This window comes from Acinetobacter sp. YH12219 (assembly GCF_013417875.1).
GTDB classification, from domain to species: domain Bacteria; phylum Pseudomonadota; class Gammaproteobacteria; order Pseudomonadales; family Moraxellaceae; genus Acinetobacter; species Acinetobacter amyesii.
In genome coordinates, this window is sequence record NZ_VPDC01000011.1 from 110,429 (window position 1) to 129,368 (window position 18,940).

An 18,940-nucleotide genomic window follows, 5' to 3' on the forward strand; every position below is an offset into this window, starting at 1 on the left:
ATACCGTATGAGCTCCCTGAATCCCACCCTAATTACCTTTCTTTTTTATATTGTCGCCATGGTCGTGATCGGTTTACTTGCATACCGTGCGACCAGTAACTTTTCTGACTACATTTTAGGTGGCCGCCGATTAGGGAGCTTTGTCACTGCCCTTTCTGCAGGTGCATCAGATATGAGTGGTTGGTTGCTCATGGGTCTTCCGGGTGCGATTTACCTTTCAGGTTTATCTGAAATGTGGATTGCAATTGGTCTGATCATCGGTGCTTGGCTCAACTGGCTACTTGTTGCAGGTCGTCTCCGGGTACATACCGAAGTTCAAAATAATGCCTTGACCCTACCTGACTATTTCTCAAATCGTTTTAACGATCAAAAGAAAATCTTACGTATCGTGTCTGCTGTAATTATTTTGATTTTCTTCGCAATTTACTGTGCTTCAGGCATGGTTGCAGGCGCTCGATTATTTGAAAGTATGTTTGGTATGTCGTATAGCACTGCGCTTTGGATCAGTGCCATTGCAACGGTGAGCTATGTGTTTATTGGTGGCTTCCTTGCTGTCAGTTGGACCGATACCATTCAAGCGGGCTTTATGATTTTTGCCTTGCTACTTACCCCTATCGTGGTCATGTTGTCATTCTCTGATTTAAGCCAGTTCACTCTGGCACTAGAAGCAGCACGCCCTCAAGCGATGAATGTATTTGCTGACTTAAGTTTTGTCGCAATCATGTCTTTATTGGCATGGGGCTTAGGCTATTTTGGTCAACCGCATATCTTAGTCCGCTTCATGGCAGCAGATTCTGTTAAATCGATTCCCAATGCACGCCGTATTGGTATGACATGGATGACGCTCTGCCTCGGTGGCGCAGTTGCAGCAGGCTTCTTCGGTATTGCTTATTTCCAACAGCATCCAGAACTGGCAGGTGTCGTTACAGCAAACCCTGAAACGGTCTTTATGGAATTGACTAAAATTCTATTTAACCCATGGGTGGCAGGTATCGTATTGGCTGCGATTTTAGCTGCGATCATGAGTACCTTAAGCTGTCAGCTTTTAGTCTGCTCAAGTACATTAACTGAAGACTTTTATAAATCATTCTTACGTAAAAATGCTTCACAAAAAGAATTGGTTTGGGTCGGCCGTATCATGGTGTTAATGATTGCGCTTCTTGCGATCTATATGGCGGGTAATCCTGACTCTAAAGTTCTTGGTCTCGTAGCATATGCATGGGCAGGCTTTGGTGCTGCATTTGGCCCACTGATTATCATGTCATTGTTCTGGAAACGTATGACATTGAACGGTGCTTTAGCCGGTATGGTGGTTGGAGCAGTCATGGTCATTCTATGGAAAAACCTCTGGGGCGATACAGGCGTTTATGAAATTATTCCGGGCTTCATCTGCTCACTACTTGCAATCATCATTGTGAGCTTAATGGGCAAAGCACCATCTGCTGAAGTCACTGAAAAATTTGAAGAAGCAGATCGTATCTATAAAGAAAGTATTTAAGACCAATAGCACTTAAATTTAAGCTCTAATTTTTAATATCTGCAAAAAAGGACGCCTAGCGTCCTTTTTTGTTTTTATCATTTCATCCATTTAGCTATTCCGTAGATGGTTTATTGACTTCTGTTCCAAATATACAAAATATAAAAAAGCCCACAACATGTTACATGTGTGGGCTGAGGTCTTTTACTGCGTCATATTAACTTTGACGTTTTAATAAAAACTGCGTGATCTTGTGTAATTCTGCCGCATCTTCTGCAAAATAATCCAAAGCTTGAAGCGCTTGAGCATGTAATTCTTCTGCATAAGCTTGCGCTTGCTCGAGACCCATCAACGCAGGGTATGTGGATTTATCCACTTGTTGATCTTTACCTGCTGTTTTACCCAATGCTTCAGTGTCAGCAATAATATCTAAAATATCATCTTGCACCTGAAAAGCTAAACCAATCGCCAGACCAAACTCACGGAGTTTAGGAATGGCTTGATCTGTGCCATTAAATATCGTCACTGCAGCCATCATGATTGCAGCAGAAATTAAAGCGCCGGTTTTATTTCGATGAATATTTTCCAGTTCATCCTGACTGACGTGTTTGCCTTCCGCTTGTAAGTCTAGGACTTGTCCATTGACCATTTTTGAAGTTGCAGTCGCTAAAATTTGCATTTGCTTCAAGATGATCGGTGCTTCAACGGCTGGGCCTTGATCAAAGAGACGGCTGCCTAAAACTTCAAAAGCCATCGATTGTAAAATATCGCCAGCAAGTAAAGCCGTATCTTCACCAAAAGCCACATGACAGGTGGGTTGACCGCGACGAAGTAAATCATTGTCCATACACGGCAAATCATCGTGTGCCAATGAATAGCAATGAATAAATTCGATCGCCACCGCAGCACGGCGTACGGCTGCAAAATTGGTATTGGGTTTTAACGCTGCTGTTGCATAACAAAGTGCCGGCCGAACGCGCTTTCCACCCAACATCACAGCATGATACACCGCCCCTTTTAAGGGTTCTGGAATTGAAAATGCATCAAGTGCTGTCAGTAAATCCTGCTGAATACGCTGCTGCGCTTCTGTCAGGGCATGTGTGGAAACGTCTGTTAAAGAAGACACATTCACCTCAAATACTTTAAATATTTAACTGCTTCGTGCATTAGCAAATCGACTGCCAATGTTTTCTGTCAATTTTGACCTGTTGCATCATACTGCTTTCTCAAATCTTTCTCTATGTTACGGCCTAAATCTATGTATTTTTCCCACAGTCTGATGGTTTTTTAAATGTTGTTTCCTCAAATAGCGCCACATTTTGTCCATCATTAAAACAGGTACAATTTTTCGAGCCTTTCTTGGCTTGATATAAAGCCTGATCGGCACGTGCCAATGTTTCAAAAAATGACTCCGTACCATCCCACAAGGCCACTCCGCATGAGATACTCAGTTGTAGAGCTTTATCCGCATAATTCATCGAAGAAGTATAGATTTGCTCACAACATTGTTGTGCAATCGAACATGCAGTCGATATAGCCGTGCGTGGCAAAATCATTGCAAACTCTTCCCCACCCATGCGATATATTTGTGCATCTGCGTGTTGACTAATTTGCATCCTTAAAAGCTGCGCACTTTTTCTTAAAACTTCATCGCCAAACGCATGACCGTAGATATCATTGATTTGCTTAAAATTGTCTAAGTCGAGCATCATCAAACAAATTTCATCGGCTTGTTCAACCGCGAAGCTTTTTTGCCACTGAGAAAGGTCTAAATCAAAACCTCGTCGATTTTTTATCCCTGTCAGATAATCAAAATAAACTTGTTGTTCGAGTTGTTGGTTATGTTTCAACAGCGATAATTCGAATTGCTTTAAATTTGTAATGTCCGCACAGCACAACAACACATGTTCCAAATCGCCACTTTGTTGAAACTTTGGTTTGAGCGTGAACCAATAATGCCGTTCGTTTTCACTATACATAAAGGGTTCAATGCTATCGTTCTCAAAACAGCGTAAATCAAACTCAGAACTTGTGGCTTTGGTCTTTTGCTGCATCTCAGACACGTGATTTAATACGATCTCTTGTAAGTCTGACTGAAATCGATGTTTAAATATTTGATTGGCGCATATCAGCTCAGCTGTCGCAGAAAATAATGCAGCAGGCATTGGCAACGCTTCCAATACAGCCAATTGTTCAGTAGGTAGATCCGATTTTATTAAGTCTGTTTTAAGCATGGTTTCGCTACTTTTTTTCAGGGTAAAGCTACGCAAAATGCTAACAAAATTAATCTGGCATAAATCACAGAAACTTTCTAATATTAAATGCAGTTCATATTATATAAAAAGATATACCAATTCATGATTTGCTTATTCATATAAAAGATAAAGGCAAAAAAAAGCCCCTGCAAAGCAGAGGCTGATTTCAAATGAGATGTTAAATGCTTAATCCAAACTATCCGCAGGAATACGCACCCAACCTTCCATTAAGACACGCGCACTTCGGCTCATTACGGCTTTTTTAACGACCCACTGACCATTTTCATAAATCGCTTGCGCACCTACACGTAACGTCCCAGATGGATGTCCGAAACGCACGGCTTCTCGCTCCCCACCACCCGCGGCTAAGTTCACAAGTGTCCCCGGTATCGCAGCTGCTGTACCAATGGCAACTGCCGCTGTGCCCATCATGGCATGATGCAGTTTCCCCATCGACAAGGCACGAACCAATAAGTCCGTATCTTGTTCTGAAATTTGTTTAGAACTCGAAGATGTATAAGCTTTCGGTTTTGAAACAAATGCAATCTTTGGTGTATGTTGACGTTGCTCTGCTTCAGCAATATCTGAAATCAAACCCATTTGCTGCGCACCATAAGCACGGATTTTTTCAAAACGGGCCAATGCCTTAGCATCACCGTTGATCGCATCTTGCAGTTCAGTGCCGACATAACCAATATCTTCTGCATTTAAGAAAATCGTTGGAATACCTGCATTAATGAATGTTGCAGGGAAACTGCCTTCATCGGGTACGGTTAAGGTATCGACCAAATTCCCTGTAGGGAACATAGCGCCGCCATCTTCACCATCATCTGCGGGGTCTAAAAATTCAATTTGAACTTCGGCTGCTGGGAAGGTCACACCATCTAGTTCAAAATCACCGGTTTCTTGTACTGCACCATCAGTAATAGGTACATGCGCAATAATGGTTTTTTGAATATTGGCTTGCCAAATACGAACCGTACACAAGCCATTTTCAGGAATACGTGATGCATCAACCAGACCATTTGCAATGGCAAATGCACCAACAGCTGCCGTTAAGTTTCCGCAGTTACCACTCCAGTCGACAAATGCTTTATCAATCGATACTTGTCCAAATAGATAGTCTACATCATGCTCAGGCTGTGAACTTTTTGCCAAAATCACGGTTTTACTGGTACTTGAAGTCGCTCCACCCATCCCATCAATTTGTTTTCCATAAGGATCTGGACTGCCAATCACACGCAATAAAAGTTGGTCGCGAACTTGTCCAGCTTGTTGTGCTGCAAGCGGTAAATCATCTAACTTGAAAAATACACCTTTACTAGTACCACCACGCATATAAGTCGCTGCAATCTTAATTTGGGGAGCAAAACTCATTTTTATTGAATCCTTAATCTTTATCATTGTGTTTTGGCAGAGCGTTCTTTTCTGCGCTTTTGCATCATACAATGTTTAATTGAAGTTTTAACAATCACATGACTTAAGTATAAAAAAACAACATTCGATACCTTTTCCATATAAAGCCAAGTATCAGAATTTCATTTAAAATAAAATTAATCTATTGATTCATAAATTTTTAATTCAGCATTTAAAACCAAAAATAGGTTATCAAACCTATAAATATTTTTCATAAATTTTGAGCTACTAGGCTATTCATTCTCTATACATTACAATTACCAAAATTAAACCATTCTCGGGAAGAGTAACTTGACTACCAATTCCTCCGAACTCAAGCGTGGCTTAAAGAATCGTCATATTCAATTGATTGCCATGGGTGGTGCAATTGGTACAGGCTTATTCTTGGGCTCAGCGCATGTGATTCAATCTGCTGGACCATCCATTATTCTCGGCTACGCCATTGGCGGTCTGATCGCCTTTCTAATTATGCGTCAGTTGGGTGAAATGATCGTCCATGAACCTGTAGCGGGTTCATTTAGCCATTTTGCATATAAATATTGGGGGAAATTTCCAGGTTTCTTAACAGGTTGGAACTACTGGATTCTCTATATTTTAGTGGCAATGACAGAACTCACCGCTGTTGCGAAATACATCAATTACTGGTGGCCTCATATTCCAGCATGGGCATCTGTACTGTTCTTCTTCGTGATCATTACTTTAGTAAACTTAGGTAATGTGAAGTTTTATGGTGAATCTGAGTTTTGGCTGTCGATTATTAAAGTCACTGCAGTTATTTCGATGATCGTATTTGGTTTGTATTTGCTACTGACTGCAGATGCTAACTCTACAGCATCATTCACCAACTTATGGAGTCAGGGCGGCTTCTTCCCAAATGGTTTTGAAGGCTTATTCTTCATGCTAGCTTTCTTGATGTTCGCCTTCGGTGGTATTGAACTGATTGGTATGGCGGCAGCGGAAGCTGAAAATCCAAAAGAAACTATTCCTAAAGCGATTAACCAAGTTGTTTTTCGTATTTTGATTTTCTACGTGGGTTCTTTGACTATTCTATTATCACTTGTGCCATGGAATCAGCTTGAACTAGGTGGTTTAGACAAAAGTCCATTTGTGATGATCTTTAGCCAACTGGGTATTGATTGGGCTGCACATTTACTGAACTTCATTATTTTAACTGCAGCACTGTCTGTTTATAACAGCGGTATGTATGCCAATAGCCGTATGCTTTACAGCTTGGCGAAGCAAGGTAATGCTCCAAAAGTTTTCGCTAAAACCAACAAAAGTGGCGTGCCAATTCCAGCGGTATTACTTTCTGCAGTCCTGATTTTCGGTTGCGTACTCTTAAACTACTTCGTACCTGAAGATGCGCTTGGTCACTTAATGTATGTGGTGGTTGGTGCACTTGTCCTTAACTGGGCGATGATTACCATGACTCACTTACAGTTCCGTCGTGCAAAACGTATTTTGAATTTTACAACGTCTTATCCTGCACTTTGGGCACCAGTCAGCAACTACATCGTTCTGATCTTTATTGCTTTAGTTCTCTTTATTATGTGGACTCAGGGCTTTATGGAATCTGTTCTAATGATCCCTGTTTGGATTACAGTCATGTTATTAATGTTTAACTATCTTAATCCTAAAGATTTGAGCGACATTGACCCCAATGAAGTTCATAAAGACTAAGTAATTTAAAAAGTTATTGTTTCGGCAATAACTTTTTTTTTAGCTAAAATAGGAGTACATTAGCCTCCGTCTTGCGCTCTTAGCTTAACTGGATAGAGCAGTTGCCTCCTAAGCGACCGACGTGGGTTCGAGTCCCGCAGAGCGCACAATTTCTGAGATATCCCTCCTCCCTGTATTTGTAATCCCCCATATACCAATAAGTATAAAGAAAGAACCTTTCACACTAAAAACCCATCAATTACAGTTTTTAACTTAATTATTGTTTTTACAAAGATTACTGTTCAAAGACTATTTTTAAGAACAGTTAAATAGCGCTTTAAAATGTGCTAACCACCTACCTCTCAATGCAAAAAACGACACATAGTATGGTCCATAAGGCCAAAAAATCAATTTATGACTGCTCATATCAAAATTTTTTCAATTTTTTTCTAGGTTTAGAAAATAATGCGCTAAATGAAAATATTAAATAATAATCAAAATGTTATATATACTAATTAGTACTTTTACTCTAAAAATAGCAACTTTTAGCCATATTTTTCAATCTAGAGCATTTACTCTTATTTTAATTGTGCTATTTTTGTCACATGGAGTAACAATTAAGCCTAAGAGTATTAAGAAGTTTTCCATAACGAATATATGCAGTAACCATAAAAATCAAATTCGTATCTCAAGGAATGACGAAGAATGAAATTAAAAACTTTAGCTACAGCCATGATTCTTGCTTCAGTTCCAATGACAGGTGCTTTTGCAGCAGCACTAGATCGTTCAGGACAATCTATTTCTGCATTTTTACAACCAGGGAACTATTTTGAAGCAGGTATTTCGGTTTTAGATCCGAATGTTTCAGGGAAGATGAACAGCACTGCACCTGCTAGCAACCCAACATTAGGAGCTCTTGCTAATACATCACTAGATGACATGGCGGGTGATTACTATTTTCCACAAGCAGCATTAAAATTACAGCTAACTGATAATTTTTCTTTTGGTTTACTATATGATCAACCTTTTGGTGCAGAAGCTAAATATAGTGCAACAGATCAAACACTACCAGTTGCAGGTAACCCTGGCGCATTCCAATTAATGGGCGAAACAACGGAAGTCGAAGTTAACACTCAAAATATCTCGATGATATTAGGTTTTCAACCAATTGAAAATTTTAACATATACGGCGGTGGTGTTTATCAAACAGTAAAAGGTGATGTTCAACTACGCGGTATTGCATATGGAGCAAACCAAGCTCTCGGTTTATATAATGCAAATATGAAAGAAGATAGTGCCGTTGGTTGGTTAGCAGGATTAGCGTACCAAATCCCAGAAATTGCTTTAAAAGCATCTATTACTTACCGTTCTGAGATTGATCACGAAGCTGCAACCACTGAAACTGGAAGCAGTGCTCTACTAGGCGGTGCTTTTTCAACGCGTGCTGACACTAAGATCACCACACCGCAGTCTGTTAACCTTGATTTTCAAACTGGTATCATGGCCGACACTGTCGCATTTGCAAATGTACGTTGGGTAGATTGGTCAAATTTTGCAATTCGCCCAACCGCTTTTGGTAAAGCATCTGAAACATTAGGTGCCCTTGGTCGTGGTCCTGTTGGTGGATTTGACCTTGTTGCTTATTCTGACGATCAAATCAATGCTACAGTTGGTATAGGTCGTAAATTGAGTGAACAATGGGCTGGTAACGTTTCTGTAGGTTGGGATTCTGGTGCAGGCAACCCTGTATCAACACTTGGTCCTACTGAAGGCTACTGGAACGTTGGCTTAGGTTTACAATTCAGCCCAGCGCCTAACTACTTTATCGCAGGTGGTGTTAAATACTTCATGTTAGGTGATGCTGAAGCACAACCTGCATCAATGTTTGGTACAAATGAATCAGTAGCATCATTTGAAGATAACGATGCTTGGGCATACGGTTTAAAAATCGGTTACCGCTTCTAATTTAAATATGATTCGGGCCATAGTTCGCTATGGCCCTAACTTTTTATTCTTTCCCTATCTTGTTTGATCAAACAATAAACATTTAAATTTACTAAAACATTTATCAAAAACTAAGCTTTTTACTCTAATTTTTCATTTAAAAATCATAAAGATAATTATCAATCACTAGAATAAATACTCTAGTCATGCTCATTTTTTAACTTCCCTAGTTCAATTTTAGAGTAGCAACTCTTATTTACTGTTTTTCTATTTATGTTACTTTCCACACATTGAAATAACATCAAAAGTTACAAACAGGGAAAAGTATGCGCTTAAATCACCTTAGCTACGCAATTTTACTTACCGCTTTACCAACAGCATCATTATTTGCAGCGGGTCTAGATCGTTCAGGCCAGTCAATTTCTGCATTTTTACAACCTGGTAACTATGCAGAAGCAGGTATCACTGTTCTAGATGCAGAAGTAAAGTCAAATGAACTTAATGTCGATGACATGGCGAAGTCATATTACTTCCCTTCCGCTGCTGTCAAAGTACAAGCGACTGACAAAATTTCACTAGGTTTAATTTACGACCAACCATACGGTGCAGAAGCTGAATATGATGCTGCATCGCAAGTATTTGGTAATGGTGCTCAAGGTACATCTGTAGATGTTAAAACTGAAAGCTTAACTGCCCTAATTGGTTACCAACCAAACGAAAATTGGAACTTTTATGCAGGTCCAGTTTGGCAAACTGTAGAAGCCAATATCAAACTACGTGGAGCTGCTTATGGTGGTAATGCCAAACTTGGTACTTATAACATCGAAATGGAACGTGAAGAAGCTTATGGCTGGTTAGCAGGTGTTGCTTATTCGATTCCTGAAATTGCATTAAAAGCGGCTATTACCTACCGCTCTGAAATTGAACATAATACAAAATCCAATGAAACTACGCTTCTACCGTATCCATCTTTAAGTGCGCTGACATCATCTGTTGATGCAACAACACCTCAATCAGTTAACTTAGATTTCCAAACAGGTATTGCTAAAGATACGCTAGCATTTGCCAATGTTCGTTGGGTACATTGGAGCCAGTTTGCGGTTAAACCAACTTTACTTGGTAACGTAAGTTCAATTCCAGCACCTCATGTCCGTCAAAATCTTATTGATTACTCAGACGACCAATGGTCAGCTAATGTTGGTGTAGGCCATAAATTTAACAGCAAATGGTCTGGTTCTGCATCTGTAGGTTACGATTCGGGTGCTGGCAACCCTGTTACGACTTTAGGCCCTGTTGAAGGGTATTGGAATGTTGGTCTAGGTGGTCAATATAGTCCTGCTGAAAACTATTTCATCCAAGCAGGTGTTAAATACTTCTGGTTAGGTGATGCTACTGCTCAAACTGGTGGTAATCCAGTAGGTGAATTTGAAGATAACCATGCGCTTGGCTATGGTTTGAAAATAGGCTATCGCTTCTAAGTTGTTAGAACAGCTTTGCATTAAACAAGAAAGGGCGCATAAGCGCCCTTTTCTATAACCAGCTATACAGAATTAAGCTGGAATATCACGAACTGAAGCATTACGAATCGCTTCTTTTAATGCAGCATAGCCATGAATTGGTGGGAATTGTGGAAATTCTGCAATCACATTGTCAGGCGCATCAAATAAGAAACCCGCATCTGCTTCACCAAGCATCGTCGTATCGTTATAAGAATCACCTGCTGCAATCACCCGGAAGTTTAACCCATGCAATGCTTGAACGGCTTTACGCTTTTGATCAGGTTGACGAAGCTTATAAGCTGAGATCATACCATTTTCATCAGTTTCTAATTTGTGGCAGAAAATCGTTGGCCAACCAAGTTGCTGCATTAATGGATGTGCAAACTCATAGAAAGTATCTGAAAGAATAATCAATTGAAAATGAGTACGCACCCACTCTACAAACTCTTTTGCACCTTCAAATGGCCCCATATCTGCGATTACGTCTTGAATATCGTTTAAACCCAAACCGTGTTGTTTTAGGATATTTAAACGCTGAGTCATCAACACATCGTAATCTGGAATGTCACGAGTCGTTGCTTCAAGTTCTTTAATGCCTGTTTTTTTCGCAAAATTAATCCAAATTTCAGGTACTAAAACCCCTTCTAGATCTAAACAAACGACTTCCATGCACTCTACCCTCTGTTATGTGAAAAAAATTTTTTCAATATCATAGCGGAAGAATAAAAAAATGCATTGTTCTTTTTTAAATCTATTTTTTTCATAAGTATCTATTTTTTAGTGATAAGTGTGTTTTAGCATTTCCATTAAAATAGTTCTGAAATAAATTAATATAGGTTTTAACGTTCCAAGCCTATAGCCAGGACATTCATGACTACCATCCCTACTATTGACCTTGTCGATGCACTTGCATCTGAATATGCAGATAAATCACCTTCTGAGATTATGAAACTTGCGCTTAGCCAGCAAGGTGAAGTTGCGATTTCCTTTTCTGGTGCAGAAGATGTTGTACTGATTGATCTTGCATCGAACTTAGGGATTCCTTTTCGTGTATTTAGTTTAGATACCGGTCGCTTACACCCTGAAACTTACCAATTTTTAGATACTGTCCGTAAACATTATAAAATTGATATTGAAATCTGTTTCCCAGAAAGTGATGCCGTACAAAAACTGGTAACAGAAAAGGGCTTTTTTAGCTTCTATCAAGATGAACATAAAGAATGCTGTGGTATCCGTAAAGTACAACCTTTGCGTAAAAAACTAGCCACTTTAGATGGCTGGATCACAGGTCAACGTAAAGACCAAAGCCCAGGCACACGTAATGAAATTCCAGTGGTACAAGCTGACCCAGGTTTTTCAGGTCCGGGCAAGCAATTGATTAAATATAATCCTTTGGCAAACTGGTCTAGCGCTGATGTATGGAACTATATCCGTCTAATGGAAATTCCATATAATCCACTACACGAACGAGGCTTTATCTCGATTGGCTGTGAGCCATGCACTCGTCCTGTTTTACCGAATCAACACGAACGTGAAGGTCGCTGGTGGTGGGAAGATGCAACCCATAAAGAATGCGGCTTACACGCAGGCAACATGAAAAAATAAAGATCACAAAACCACTGCATAGCAGTGGTTTTTTTCAACGCATCGATACACATAATTCCGTATCATTTCAACGTAAAAACGCTATACTGCAAATGACAATTTAATAATTCTAACAATGCTACTCATACATGAGCAGCTGTAGAAATTGCAGTGAGGCAATCAACGCTATGCGTCCATTACATCCTATTGATTTCATATTCTTAAATTTAGAGAAACGGCAACAACCGATGCACGTAGGTGGTCTATTTTTATTTCAGATCCCTGACAATGCACCAGATACTTTTATTCAAGATTTAGTCGCAGATATTCGTAATTCAAAATCCATTCCTATTCCTCCTTTTAACAATAAACTCAACGGCTTCTTTTGGGATGAAGACGAAGAGTTTGATTTAGATCATCACTTCCGCCATATCGCACTGCCGCATCCCGGTCGTATTCGTGAACTTTTGACTTATATTTCTCAAGAACACAGTGCGCTGATTGACCGTGCGAAACCGCTTTGGACTTGCCATATTATTGAAGGCATTGAAGGCAATCGTTTTGCTATGTACTTCAAAATCCACCACGCGATGGTCGATGGCATTGCAGGTATGCGTTTAGTTGAAAAATCACTTTCGCATGACCCAGATGCTAAAAGAATTGTGCCACCATGGTGTGTAGAAGGCCCTCGTGCAAAACGCCTGAAACAGCCTAAATCCAGTCGTATGAAAGGTCTGTTATCGACCATTAAGGGACAACTTGACTCAACTCCACGAGTTTTGTACGAACTGTCACAAACAGTAATGAAAGATATGGGGCGTAACCCAGATTATGTGTCTAGTTTCCAAGCGCCGAGTTCAATATTAAACCAACGGGTTAGTTCTTCTCGTCGTTTCGCTGCTCAGTCTTTTGAATTTTCACGTTTGTCACATATTGCCAAGTCACTCGGCGTAACAATTAACGATATTGTGCTTGCAATTTGTTCAGGCGCATTACGTGAATATTTAATTACACAAAATGCTTTACCTAAAAAGCCATTGATTGCCATGGTGCCTGCATCTGTGCGTACCGATGATTCAGATATGTCAAACCGTATTACCATGATTTTGGCCAATCTTGGAACCCATAAAGAAGATCCGCTAGAACGGTTGAAGATTGTGCGTCGTAGTGTGCTCAATGCCAAAGAGCGCTTTAAGCGGATGAACTCGAATCAAATTTTAAACTACAGTGCTTTTGTCTACAGTGCAGCAGGTTTAAATATTGCATCAGGCTTCATGCCAAAACGTCAGGCCTTTAACTTGGTCATTTCGAATGTTCCCGGCCCACAAGAGCCGTTATATTGGAATGGTGCACGTTTAGAAGCGCTCTACCCAGCGTCTATTGTTTTGGATGGTCAAGCGCTTAATATCACCATGACCAGCTATTTAGATAAGCTTGAAGTGGGTTTAACCGCATGTCGTAATGCGCTGCCAAAAATGCAAAATTTACTGACGCATTTGGAAGAAGAAATTCAACGATTTGAAACTATTGTGAACCAAGATTCCCCAAAGTTACAGGCGGTTAGCTAACCGCCTGTTTCTAGATTTGGTATCAATTCATCAGCATCTTGAACCATACATAATGATAAAAACCCGTCTAAATTGAACAATCTAGACGGGTTTTTAGTATTTGAACTTTGATTGATTTTTTGGAGCAATTTATGTGTATAAGCTAAAATTTAGGTGAACAAATCCGTTGCTATTGTTTAATTATGACTTGTAGATACGAACTGATAATTAAGTTTATTTTCCATTATTTATAAAATTTTAGCGCATTAAATATTTTAGAATTGCGCGTTAGCACTTTAACCCTCTAGATTACATTATTTATATTTCAATATTTAAGCTTTAATTGCTCGGCACTGTTTAAGTAACTGATGACAAGCAGAACGAATCATAGACGCTGTAATTTGAACCTCATTACCACGCTCATCCACGATATAACCTGAATGGATCGCTTTTGCTTCAACAACAGTTTTAAGACCACTTTTCATTACTGTTTTACTAACACCCATAGTACACCTCTTTTTGCTAAGCCATTTTCAAGTCCAATGCAGGAAAATGGCTTTGGCTATTTGATGTGTCTAGTATTCAAAATAACAGTTCAAAAGTAAAATCTCAGTTGTAACAAGTGTTTAACGATATTCTGTTACAATTTCAGCTCAGAATGATATCGTATTGCTCTTGCGTATATAAATTTTCCACTTGGAACTTGATCACACGGCTAATAAAGTGCTCTAAATCAGCTACCGCAGGTGCTTCAGCAGTTAACAATCGGTCAATCACCGATGGATGTGCCACCACAGTGAAACCACTTTGTGATTCATAAGCACGTGCATATCTCAAGATTTCACGGAAAATTTCATAGCAAACTGTTTCAGCCGTTTTCACATAACCACGCCCCTGACAGGTCGGGCAAGAATCACAAAGCAGATGCTCTAGAGATTCACGGGTGCGTTTACGGGTCATTTCCACCAAACCCAGCTCAGACACTTGAGTGATCTTGGTTTTGGCATGATCGCGCTCAAGCATTTTCTCAAACTGGCTCATCACTTCTTCACGATGATGTGCTTCTTGCATATCAATGAAGTCAATAATGATAATCCCGCCCAAATTACGTAGTCGAAGCTGACGTGCAATGACCTGTGTGGCTTCCATATTGGTTTTAAACACAGTGTCTTCAAGTGAACGACCACCAACATAGGAGCCAGTATTGACATCAATCGTGGTCATCGCTTCAGTTTGATCGATCATCAGGTAGCCGCCAGACTTAAGTGCTACACGTGTCTGTAAGGCTTTTTGAATATCTTCTTCGACATTGTATAAGTCAAAAATTGGACGCTCACCCGGATAATGTAGTAAGCGATTTTGCATACTCGGTACAAATTCTTGGACAAATTCTTGCAATTTACCATGTACTTCTCGTGAGTCGACCTGAATTTTAGACGTATCTTCATTGGCCAAATCACGGATGACGCGTTGCGGTAAAGGTAGCTCTTCAAAAATCAAAGAAGGTACGACAATACTGCGTTGTTTACGTTGAATGTATTCCCACAGTTTTGCTAAATAAGCCATGTCCTGCGCAATTTCACATTCAGGAATACCTTCGGCGGCAGTACGAACGATGACTGAACCCGGTAAGTTGTGTTCCTTTTGGATGCGTTCAATCATGCTACGCAAGCGATCACGTTCTTCTTCAGACTCAATGCGCTGTGAAACACCGGTATGACTGCCATATGGCATTAAAACGAGGTAACGGGAAGGAATAGAAAGATCAGTAGAAAGTCGTGCACCTTTGGTACCCAACATATCTTTCATGACTTGTACGGTGAGTACTTGTCCCGGTTGTAACAGCTCAAAAACGTTCGGGGTCGGTTGATTGCGCTGCCAGACCATATCATTGATATGTAAAAAAGCCGTTCTCGACAATCCAATATCAATAAAAGCAGCCTGCATACCCGGAAGCACACGAACAACTTTCCCTTTATAAATATTGCCCACTAACCCACGCTTCACGGTGCGTTCAACAAATAATTCATTGACCGTACCGTTTTGAATCAACGCCACACGACATTCCATCGGTGTGACGTTAATCAACAACTCGTCAGACATATCAAAACTCAAAACATTATAAAAATTCTTGTGTTGCAGCAGTTAATTTAATGCCTTAACTGTCTGTAATAACTGTACGGTTTCATGCAAAGGCAGCCCAACGACATTGCTGTAGCTCCCTTCAATACAAGGAATATAGCGCGCAGCAATTCCTTGAATAGCATAGGCTCCCGCCTTGCCGATTGGTTCACCTGTTGCCCAGTAGCTTTCCATGTCAGCTAGACTCAGCGTTTGAAATTCAACCTGTGTACGCACTACTATACTGTATATTTGATCTTTTGTACTGACACAAACACCTGAAAACACATCATGTTTTCGTCCAGAGATCATTTCCCACATAGAAAAAGCATGTGCTTTCGACGCTGGTTTTCCTAAAATGTGCTCATCTACGCCTAAACTGGTATCGGCGGCAATAACGATAGCATTAGGGAATTGTTGTTGTACTGCGGAAGCTTTGGTTCGTGCTAAACGCTCTACATAATCCGCTACAGGTTCTCCTTCCAACACGGACTCATCAATATCTGGACTGAAAATTTCAAATTCCAGACCTAATTGTTGTAAAAGTTCGCGTCGTCGAGGAGAACTCGAAGCTAAAATTATATGCGCCATTTTCTCAGGAAGTAATACATGATTGGCCAAATGAGTAAGCTAGTAACAATTGGCTGCCAATGGCGAGCAAATGAAAACTGTGCCCCACCCATCACTTGAACAATCCACACAAACAGTAAATGCGCGAAAATTGCCATTGCAGCAATAATCCATAAATTACCAAATGTGAGGATACGACGTTCACGGGTTAAAAAGCGTGTCACAAATGCAATGACCACAAAACTCAGTGCGTTCATACCAAAAGGCGCATCAGTCAATAAGTCGGTAAATAGACCTGTGGCAAATGCAAACCAAACACCGCACCATGTCGGCTGACAGAGTACCCAAAATAACATGATCATCATCATGAATAATGGGCGCCAACCCGATAGGTCATAAGAAAGCGGATACACCATCAGCACGGATGCCAAAATGATGGAAAAGATAATCGGAAATAATGGGTCGCGCTCTGTATGACGACTAAGCTTAGCGAGTGACATGCGGTTGCTCCATCGCTAAAGAATCGGAAAATAGCACAACCACATGATGACCGCCTGCCAATTGTGCAGCAGGATTGATATCAATTTGGGCAAATTCACCACTATTGTGACGACTGACTTTCGACACTGTCCCCACCAAATAACCCGCTGGGAAATGTGCCCCTAGCCCTGAGCTATAGACTTTTTCACCGACTTTGATATTGGCACTGGTTGGCACGTATTCCATATTAAGTCGACCTAAGTCACCTGTACCCGTAACGATTGCGCGCATACCGGTATGCTCCATCCGCACGGATAAAGAGTGCTCTTTGTCTGAGAGCAACATGACACGGCTACTATGTGGGTAAACATTGATAATTTGCCCCATAATGCCCTTGTCATCGAGTACAGTTTGTCCCACTTTAAGCTGACTGCTAGCTCCACGGTTAATCACAATAATATGACGTAAGGGATCAGCATCGGTACCAATGACTTCGGCAATCTCCATACGACCATCAATGATGAGTGGTGTATCGAGTAGTCCACGCAGTCGAGTATTTTCAGCAGAAAGTTCAGAAAGTTTCTGTAAACGGACTTGAGCCTGAATTAACTCTGCTTGCATCGCGGTATTTTCACGACGTAATTGAGCTTCGGACTTGGTTTGTTGATTCAGCCATTCTCGCGATAACACTGGATAGCTTGCTAGTGCATAAATTGGATTATATGCCGCATACAAGACGTCTCTGGCCGGTTGAATTACATGTGGCATGCGCCAATCAAAGAAAAGCACCACCAAGCATGTAATCACCGCAATGATAAATGAGCGAAAAGATGGCGGTTGTCTTGAAAACAGTTGCGTTTGCACCCGCCGAGTCCTTTTCTTAGCCTACAAATAACATGTCATGATTTGGGTTATCGAAGAATTCGAGAACCTTACCGCCACCACGTGTAACACATGATAGTGGATCTTCTGCAACTACGACAGGAAGACCTGTTTCTTTTGCAAGAAGCTTATCAAGATTGCGAAGTAATGCACCACCACCAGTCAACACAATACCGCGCTCTGCGATGTCTGAAGACAACTCAGGTGGCGTTTGCTCTAGTGCAGATTTAACCGCAGCCACAATGTTTTGTAGTGGATCAGAAATCGCTTGAGTCACTTCGTCAGAAGTTACGGTAATCGCACGAGGTACACCTTCAGCCAAGTTACGACCACGGACTTCGATTTCCAAAGGTTTCGCACCTTCTTCTGGAAGCGCCATACCAACTTCTTTTTTGATGTTTTCTGCAGTGGTTTCACCAATCACACAACCATGTGCTTTACGCACGTAGTTAATGATTTGCTCATCAAATACATCACCACCGATACGCAGTGAGTCTGCATAGACACAACCTTGAAGTGAAATGATCGCGATTTCAGTTGTACCACCACCAACATCGACAACCATCGAACCACAAGCTTGCTCAACGGGCATACCTGCACCAATTGCAGCAGCCATTGGCTCTTCAATTAAGCGAACTTCACGTGCACCTGCATTGTATACAGCTTCACGGATTGCACGGCGTTCCACCAACGTCGATTTACATGGCACACACACCACGACACGCGGTGCAGGTGGGAACAAACGTTTTTCGTGCACTTTGCCAATGAATTGATTCAACATCGTTTCAGTGACTTCAAAATCTGCAATCACACCATCTTTCATTGGGCGAATCGCAGAAATATTTGCAGGTGTACGACCTAGCATTTGCTTCGCGTCAAGACCTACTGCGGCAACGATTTTTTGTGAACCACTGTGGCGAATTGCCACCACCGTCGGTTCATTTAATATAATGCCTCGTCCTGGCGCATAAATAAGTGTATTTGCAGTGCCTAAATCAATGGCAAGATCCGGCGAAAACAAGCCAATTAGTCGTTTTAGAATCACGGGGACGTTCTCAGTTAAACTTTTATATGGACGCAAGGTGGCAACTTTAACTAAATGTGATGATTTGAACAAGTCAATCGCTTATTATAAGCCACGATATTTTGAATTTTTTTAATACTGATTAGGTAATGTTATGTCTACATCGGATGCACAGCATTCTGCAGATCTAAATGCACAAACAGTTTCAGCGATTGCCCATCTGGCTCGATTGTCGCTAGATGAAGCGCAATCTGCCGACTATGCTCAAAGTTTAAATAAAATTTTAGGCATGATGGAAACCCTGAAAGGCATCGATACTGACGGTGTTGAACCACTAAAAAGTCCATTCGACAATCCACAGCCCTTACGTGAAGACGTGGTATCTGAGACCAATCATCGCGAAGCATATCAAGCAGTTGCTCCTGCCGTACAGGATGGCTTGTACCTTGTTCCGCGTGTGATTGAATAATTTTTATTCAGAT

Annotated in this window: 17 protein-coding genes and 1 tRNA gene; 8 read left to right on the top strand and 10 right to left on the bottom strand. The window is 40.8% G+C overall.

Features of this window, described 5'->3' with window-relative positions; translation table 11 throughout:
- The first annotated feature begins 7 nt into the window (after positions 1-7).
- Positions 8-1,498, top strand: a complete 1,491-nt coding sequence (gene putP / locus FTV04_RS08650) for a sodium/proline symporter PutP (RefSeq protein WP_180055351.1) — start codon at positions 8-10, stop codon at positions 1,496-1,498.
- 196 nt (positions 1,499-1,694) lie between these two features.
- Here putP and FTV04_RS08655 read toward each other — a convergent pair whose 3' ends face one another.
- The 3 genes from FTV04_RS08655 to prpF all read right to left on the bottom strand — a co-directional run bounded on the left by FTV04_RS08655 (position 1,695) and on the right by prpF (position 5,109).
- Entirely contained in the window at positions 1,695-2,603 is a 909-nt protein-coding gene (locus FTV04_RS08655; RefSeq protein WP_078193048.1) for a polyprenyl synthetase family protein, read from the bottom strand.
- 130 nt (positions 2,604-2,733) lie between these two features.
- Positions 2,734-3,711, bottom strand: coding sequence for a GGDEF domain-containing protein (locus FTV04_RS08660; RefSeq protein ID WP_180089260.1), 978 nt, complete (start codon positions 3,709-3,711; stop codon positions 2,734-2,736).
- Between the two features lie 207 nt (positions 3,712-3,918).
- The gene (prpF, locus tag FTV04_RS08665; RefSeq protein WP_180089261.1) at positions 3,919-5,109 is read right to left on the bottom strand and encodes a 2-methylaconitate cis-trans isomerase PrpF; all 1,191 of its coding nucleotides are present in this window, start codon (positions 5,107-5,109) and stop codon (positions 3,919-3,921) included.
- A 330-nt stretch (positions 5,110-5,439) separates the two neighbouring features.
- Between prpF and FTV04_RS08670 the strand changes: the two genes are divergently transcribed.
- The 4 genes from FTV04_RS08670 (at position 5,440) to FTV04_RS08685 (ending at position 10,229) form a co-directional block, all read left to right on the top strand.
- Positions 5,440-6,828, top strand: a complete 1,389-nt coding sequence (locus tag FTV04_RS08670; protein ID WP_078189974.1) for an amino acid permease — start codon at positions 5,440-5,442, stop codon at positions 6,826-6,828.
- Between the two features lie 73 nt (positions 6,829-6,901).
- Positions 6,902-6,974, top strand: a tRNA-Arg gene (locus FTV04_RS08675).
- 538 nt (positions 6,975-7,512) lie between these two features.
- Complete coding sequence (locus FTV04_RS08680; RefSeq protein ID WP_078193051.1) at positions 7,513-8,772, top strand: OmpP1/FadL family transporter; 1,260 nt, start codon at positions 7,513-7,515, stop codon at positions 8,770-8,772.
- A 305-nt stretch (positions 8,773-9,077) separates the two neighbouring features.
- The gene (locus FTV04_RS08685; protein ID WP_180064049.1) at positions 9,078-10,229 is read left to right on the top strand and encodes an OmpP1/FadL family transporter; all 1,152 of its coding nucleotides are present in this window, start codon (positions 9,078-9,080) and stop codon (positions 10,227-10,229) included.
- A gap of 72 nt (positions 10,230-10,301) precedes the next feature.
- On the opposite strand, the gene thrH is transcribed toward FTV04_RS08685, so the two are convergent.
- On the bottom strand, positions 10,302-10,919 hold the full coding sequence (gene thrH, locus FTV04_RS08690) for a bifunctional phosphoserine phosphatase/homoserine phosphotransferase ThrH (protein ID WP_078189978.1): 618 nt from the start codon (positions 10,917-10,919) through the stop codon (positions 10,302-10,304).
- A gap of 201 nt (positions 10,920-11,120) precedes the next feature.
- Between thrH and FTV04_RS08695 the strand changes: the two genes are divergently transcribed.
- Together FTV04_RS08695 and FTV04_RS08700 are read left to right on the top strand one after the other, a co-directional pair.
- The gene (locus tag FTV04_RS08695; protein ID WP_168379034.1) at positions 11,121-11,855 is read left to right on the top strand and encodes a phosphoadenylyl-sulfate reductase; all 735 of its coding nucleotides are present in this window, start codon (positions 11,121-11,123) and stop codon (positions 11,853-11,855) included.
- Between the two features lie 167 nt (positions 11,856-12,022).
- On the top strand, positions 12,023-13,402 hold the full coding sequence (locus FTV04_RS08700; RefSeq protein ID WP_168379035.1) for a wax ester/triacylglycerol synthase family O-acyltransferase: 1,380 nt from the start codon (positions 12,023-12,025) through the stop codon (positions 13,400-13,402).
- A 311-nt stretch (positions 13,403-13,713) separates the two neighbouring features.
- Here the strand turns inward: FTV04_RS08700 and FTV04_RS08705 are convergent, their stop codons facing one another.
- From FTV04_RS08705 to FTV04_RS08730, 6 genes are all read right to left on the bottom strand, one after another.
- Positions 13,714-13,887, bottom strand: coding sequence for a PA1571 family protein (locus tag FTV04_RS08705; protein ID WP_168379036.1), 174 nt, complete (start codon positions 13,885-13,887; stop codon positions 13,714-13,716).
- Positions 13,888-14,029: 142 nt separating this feature from the next.
- The gene (rng, locus tag FTV04_RS08710; RefSeq protein ID WP_078189981.1) at positions 14,030-15,484 is read right to left on the bottom strand and encodes a ribonuclease G; all 1,455 of its coding nucleotides are present in this window, start codon (positions 15,482-15,484) and stop codon (positions 14,030-14,032) included.
- Positions 15,485-15,526: 42 nt separating this feature from the next.
- A complete protein-coding gene (locus FTV04_RS08715) occupies positions 15,527-16,093 on the bottom strand; it encodes a Maf-like protein (protein ID WP_180089262.1) in 567 nt (188 codons plus the stop codon).
- On the bottom strand, positions 16,081-16,572 hold the full coding sequence (mreD, locus tag FTV04_RS08720) for a rod shape-determining protein MreD (protein ID WP_168379038.1): 492 nt from the start codon (positions 16,570-16,572) through the stop codon (positions 16,081-16,083). The genes FTV04_RS08715 and mreD overlap by 13 nt, the downstream gene beginning before the upstream one ends.
- Positions 16,559-17,416 carry a rod shape-determining protein MreC gene (gene mreC, locus FTV04_RS08725; protein WP_180089263.1) on the bottom strand — a complete coding sequence of 286 codons (858 nt, stop codon included), beginning with the start codon at positions 17,414-17,416 and terminating at the stop codon, positions 16,559-16,561. Before mreC ends, mreD begins: the two co-directional genes overlap by 14 nt.
- Positions 17,417-17,432: 16 nt before the next feature.
- Positions 17,433-18,479: a rod shape-determining protein gene (locus FTV04_RS08730; protein ID WP_086178633.1), complete on the bottom strand. Its 1,047-nt coding sequence runs from the start codon at positions 18,477-18,479 to the stop codon at positions 17,433-17,435.
- A gap of 133 nt (positions 18,480-18,612) precedes the next feature.
- On the opposite strand from FTV04_RS08730, the gene gatC reads away from it, so the two are divergent.
- On the top strand, positions 18,613-18,927 hold the full coding sequence (gatC, locus tag FTV04_RS08735) for an Asp-tRNA(Asn)/Glu-tRNA(Gln) amidotransferase subunit GatC (protein WP_078189985.1): 315 nt from the start codon (positions 18,613-18,615) through the stop codon (positions 18,925-18,927).
- Positions 18,928-18,940 lie beyond the last annotated feature (13 nt).

What these genes read in the sequence shown, in the direction of transcription:
- FTV04_RS08680 (WP_078193051.1), top strand. Translation starts at nt 7,513, where the DNA reads ATGAAATTAAAAACTTTAGCTACAGCCATGATTCTTGCTTCAGTTCCA.
- FTV04_RS08685 (WP_180064049.1), top strand. Translation starts at nt 9,078, where the DNA reads ATGCGCTTAAATCACCTTAGCTACGCAATTTTACTTACCGCTTTACCA.
- mreD (WP_168379038.1), bottom strand. Translation starts at nt 16,572, where the DNA reads ATGTCACTCGCTAAGCTTAGTCGTCATACAGAGCGCGACCCATTATTT.
- putP (WP_180055351.1), top strand. Translation starts at nt 8, where the DNA reads ATGAGCTCCCTGAATCCCACCCTAATTACCTTTCTTTTTTATATTGTC.
- FTV04_RS08700 (WP_168379035.1), top strand. Translation starts at nt 12,023, where the DNA reads ATGCGTCCATTACATCCTATTGATTTCATATTCTTAAATTTAGAGAAA.
- FTV04_RS08695 (WP_168379034.1), top strand. Translation starts at nt 11,121, where the DNA reads ATGACTACCATCCCTACTATTGACCTTGTCGATGCACTTGCATCTGAA.
- rng (WP_078189981.1), bottom strand. Translation starts at nt 15,484, where the DNA reads ATGTCTGACGAGTTGTTGATTAACGTCACACCGATGGAATGTCGTGTG.
- gatC (WP_078189985.1), top strand. Translation starts at nt 18,613, where the DNA reads ATGTCTACATCGGATGCACAGCATTCTGCAGATCTAAATGCACAAACA.
- FTV04_RS08660 (WP_180089260.1), bottom strand. Translation starts at nt 3,711, where the DNA reads ATGCTTAAAACAGACTTAATAAAATCGGATCTACCTACTGAACAATTG.
- thrH (WP_078189978.1), bottom strand. Translation starts at nt 10,919, where the DNA reads ATGGAAGTCGTTTGTTTAGATCTAGAAGGGGTTTTAGTACCTGAAATT.
- FTV04_RS08705 (WP_168379036.1), bottom strand. Translation starts at nt 13,887, where the DNA reads ATGGGTGTTAGTAAAACAGTAATGAAAAGTGGTCTTAAAACTGTTGTT.
- prpF (WP_180089261.1), bottom strand. Translation starts at nt 5,109, where the DNA reads ATGAGTTTTGCTCCCCAAATTAAGATTGCAGCGACTTATATGCGTGGT.
- FTV04_RS08715 (WP_180089262.1), bottom strand. Translation starts at nt 16,093, where the DNA reads ATGGCGCATATAATTTTAGCTTCGAGTTCTCCTCGACGACGCGAACTT.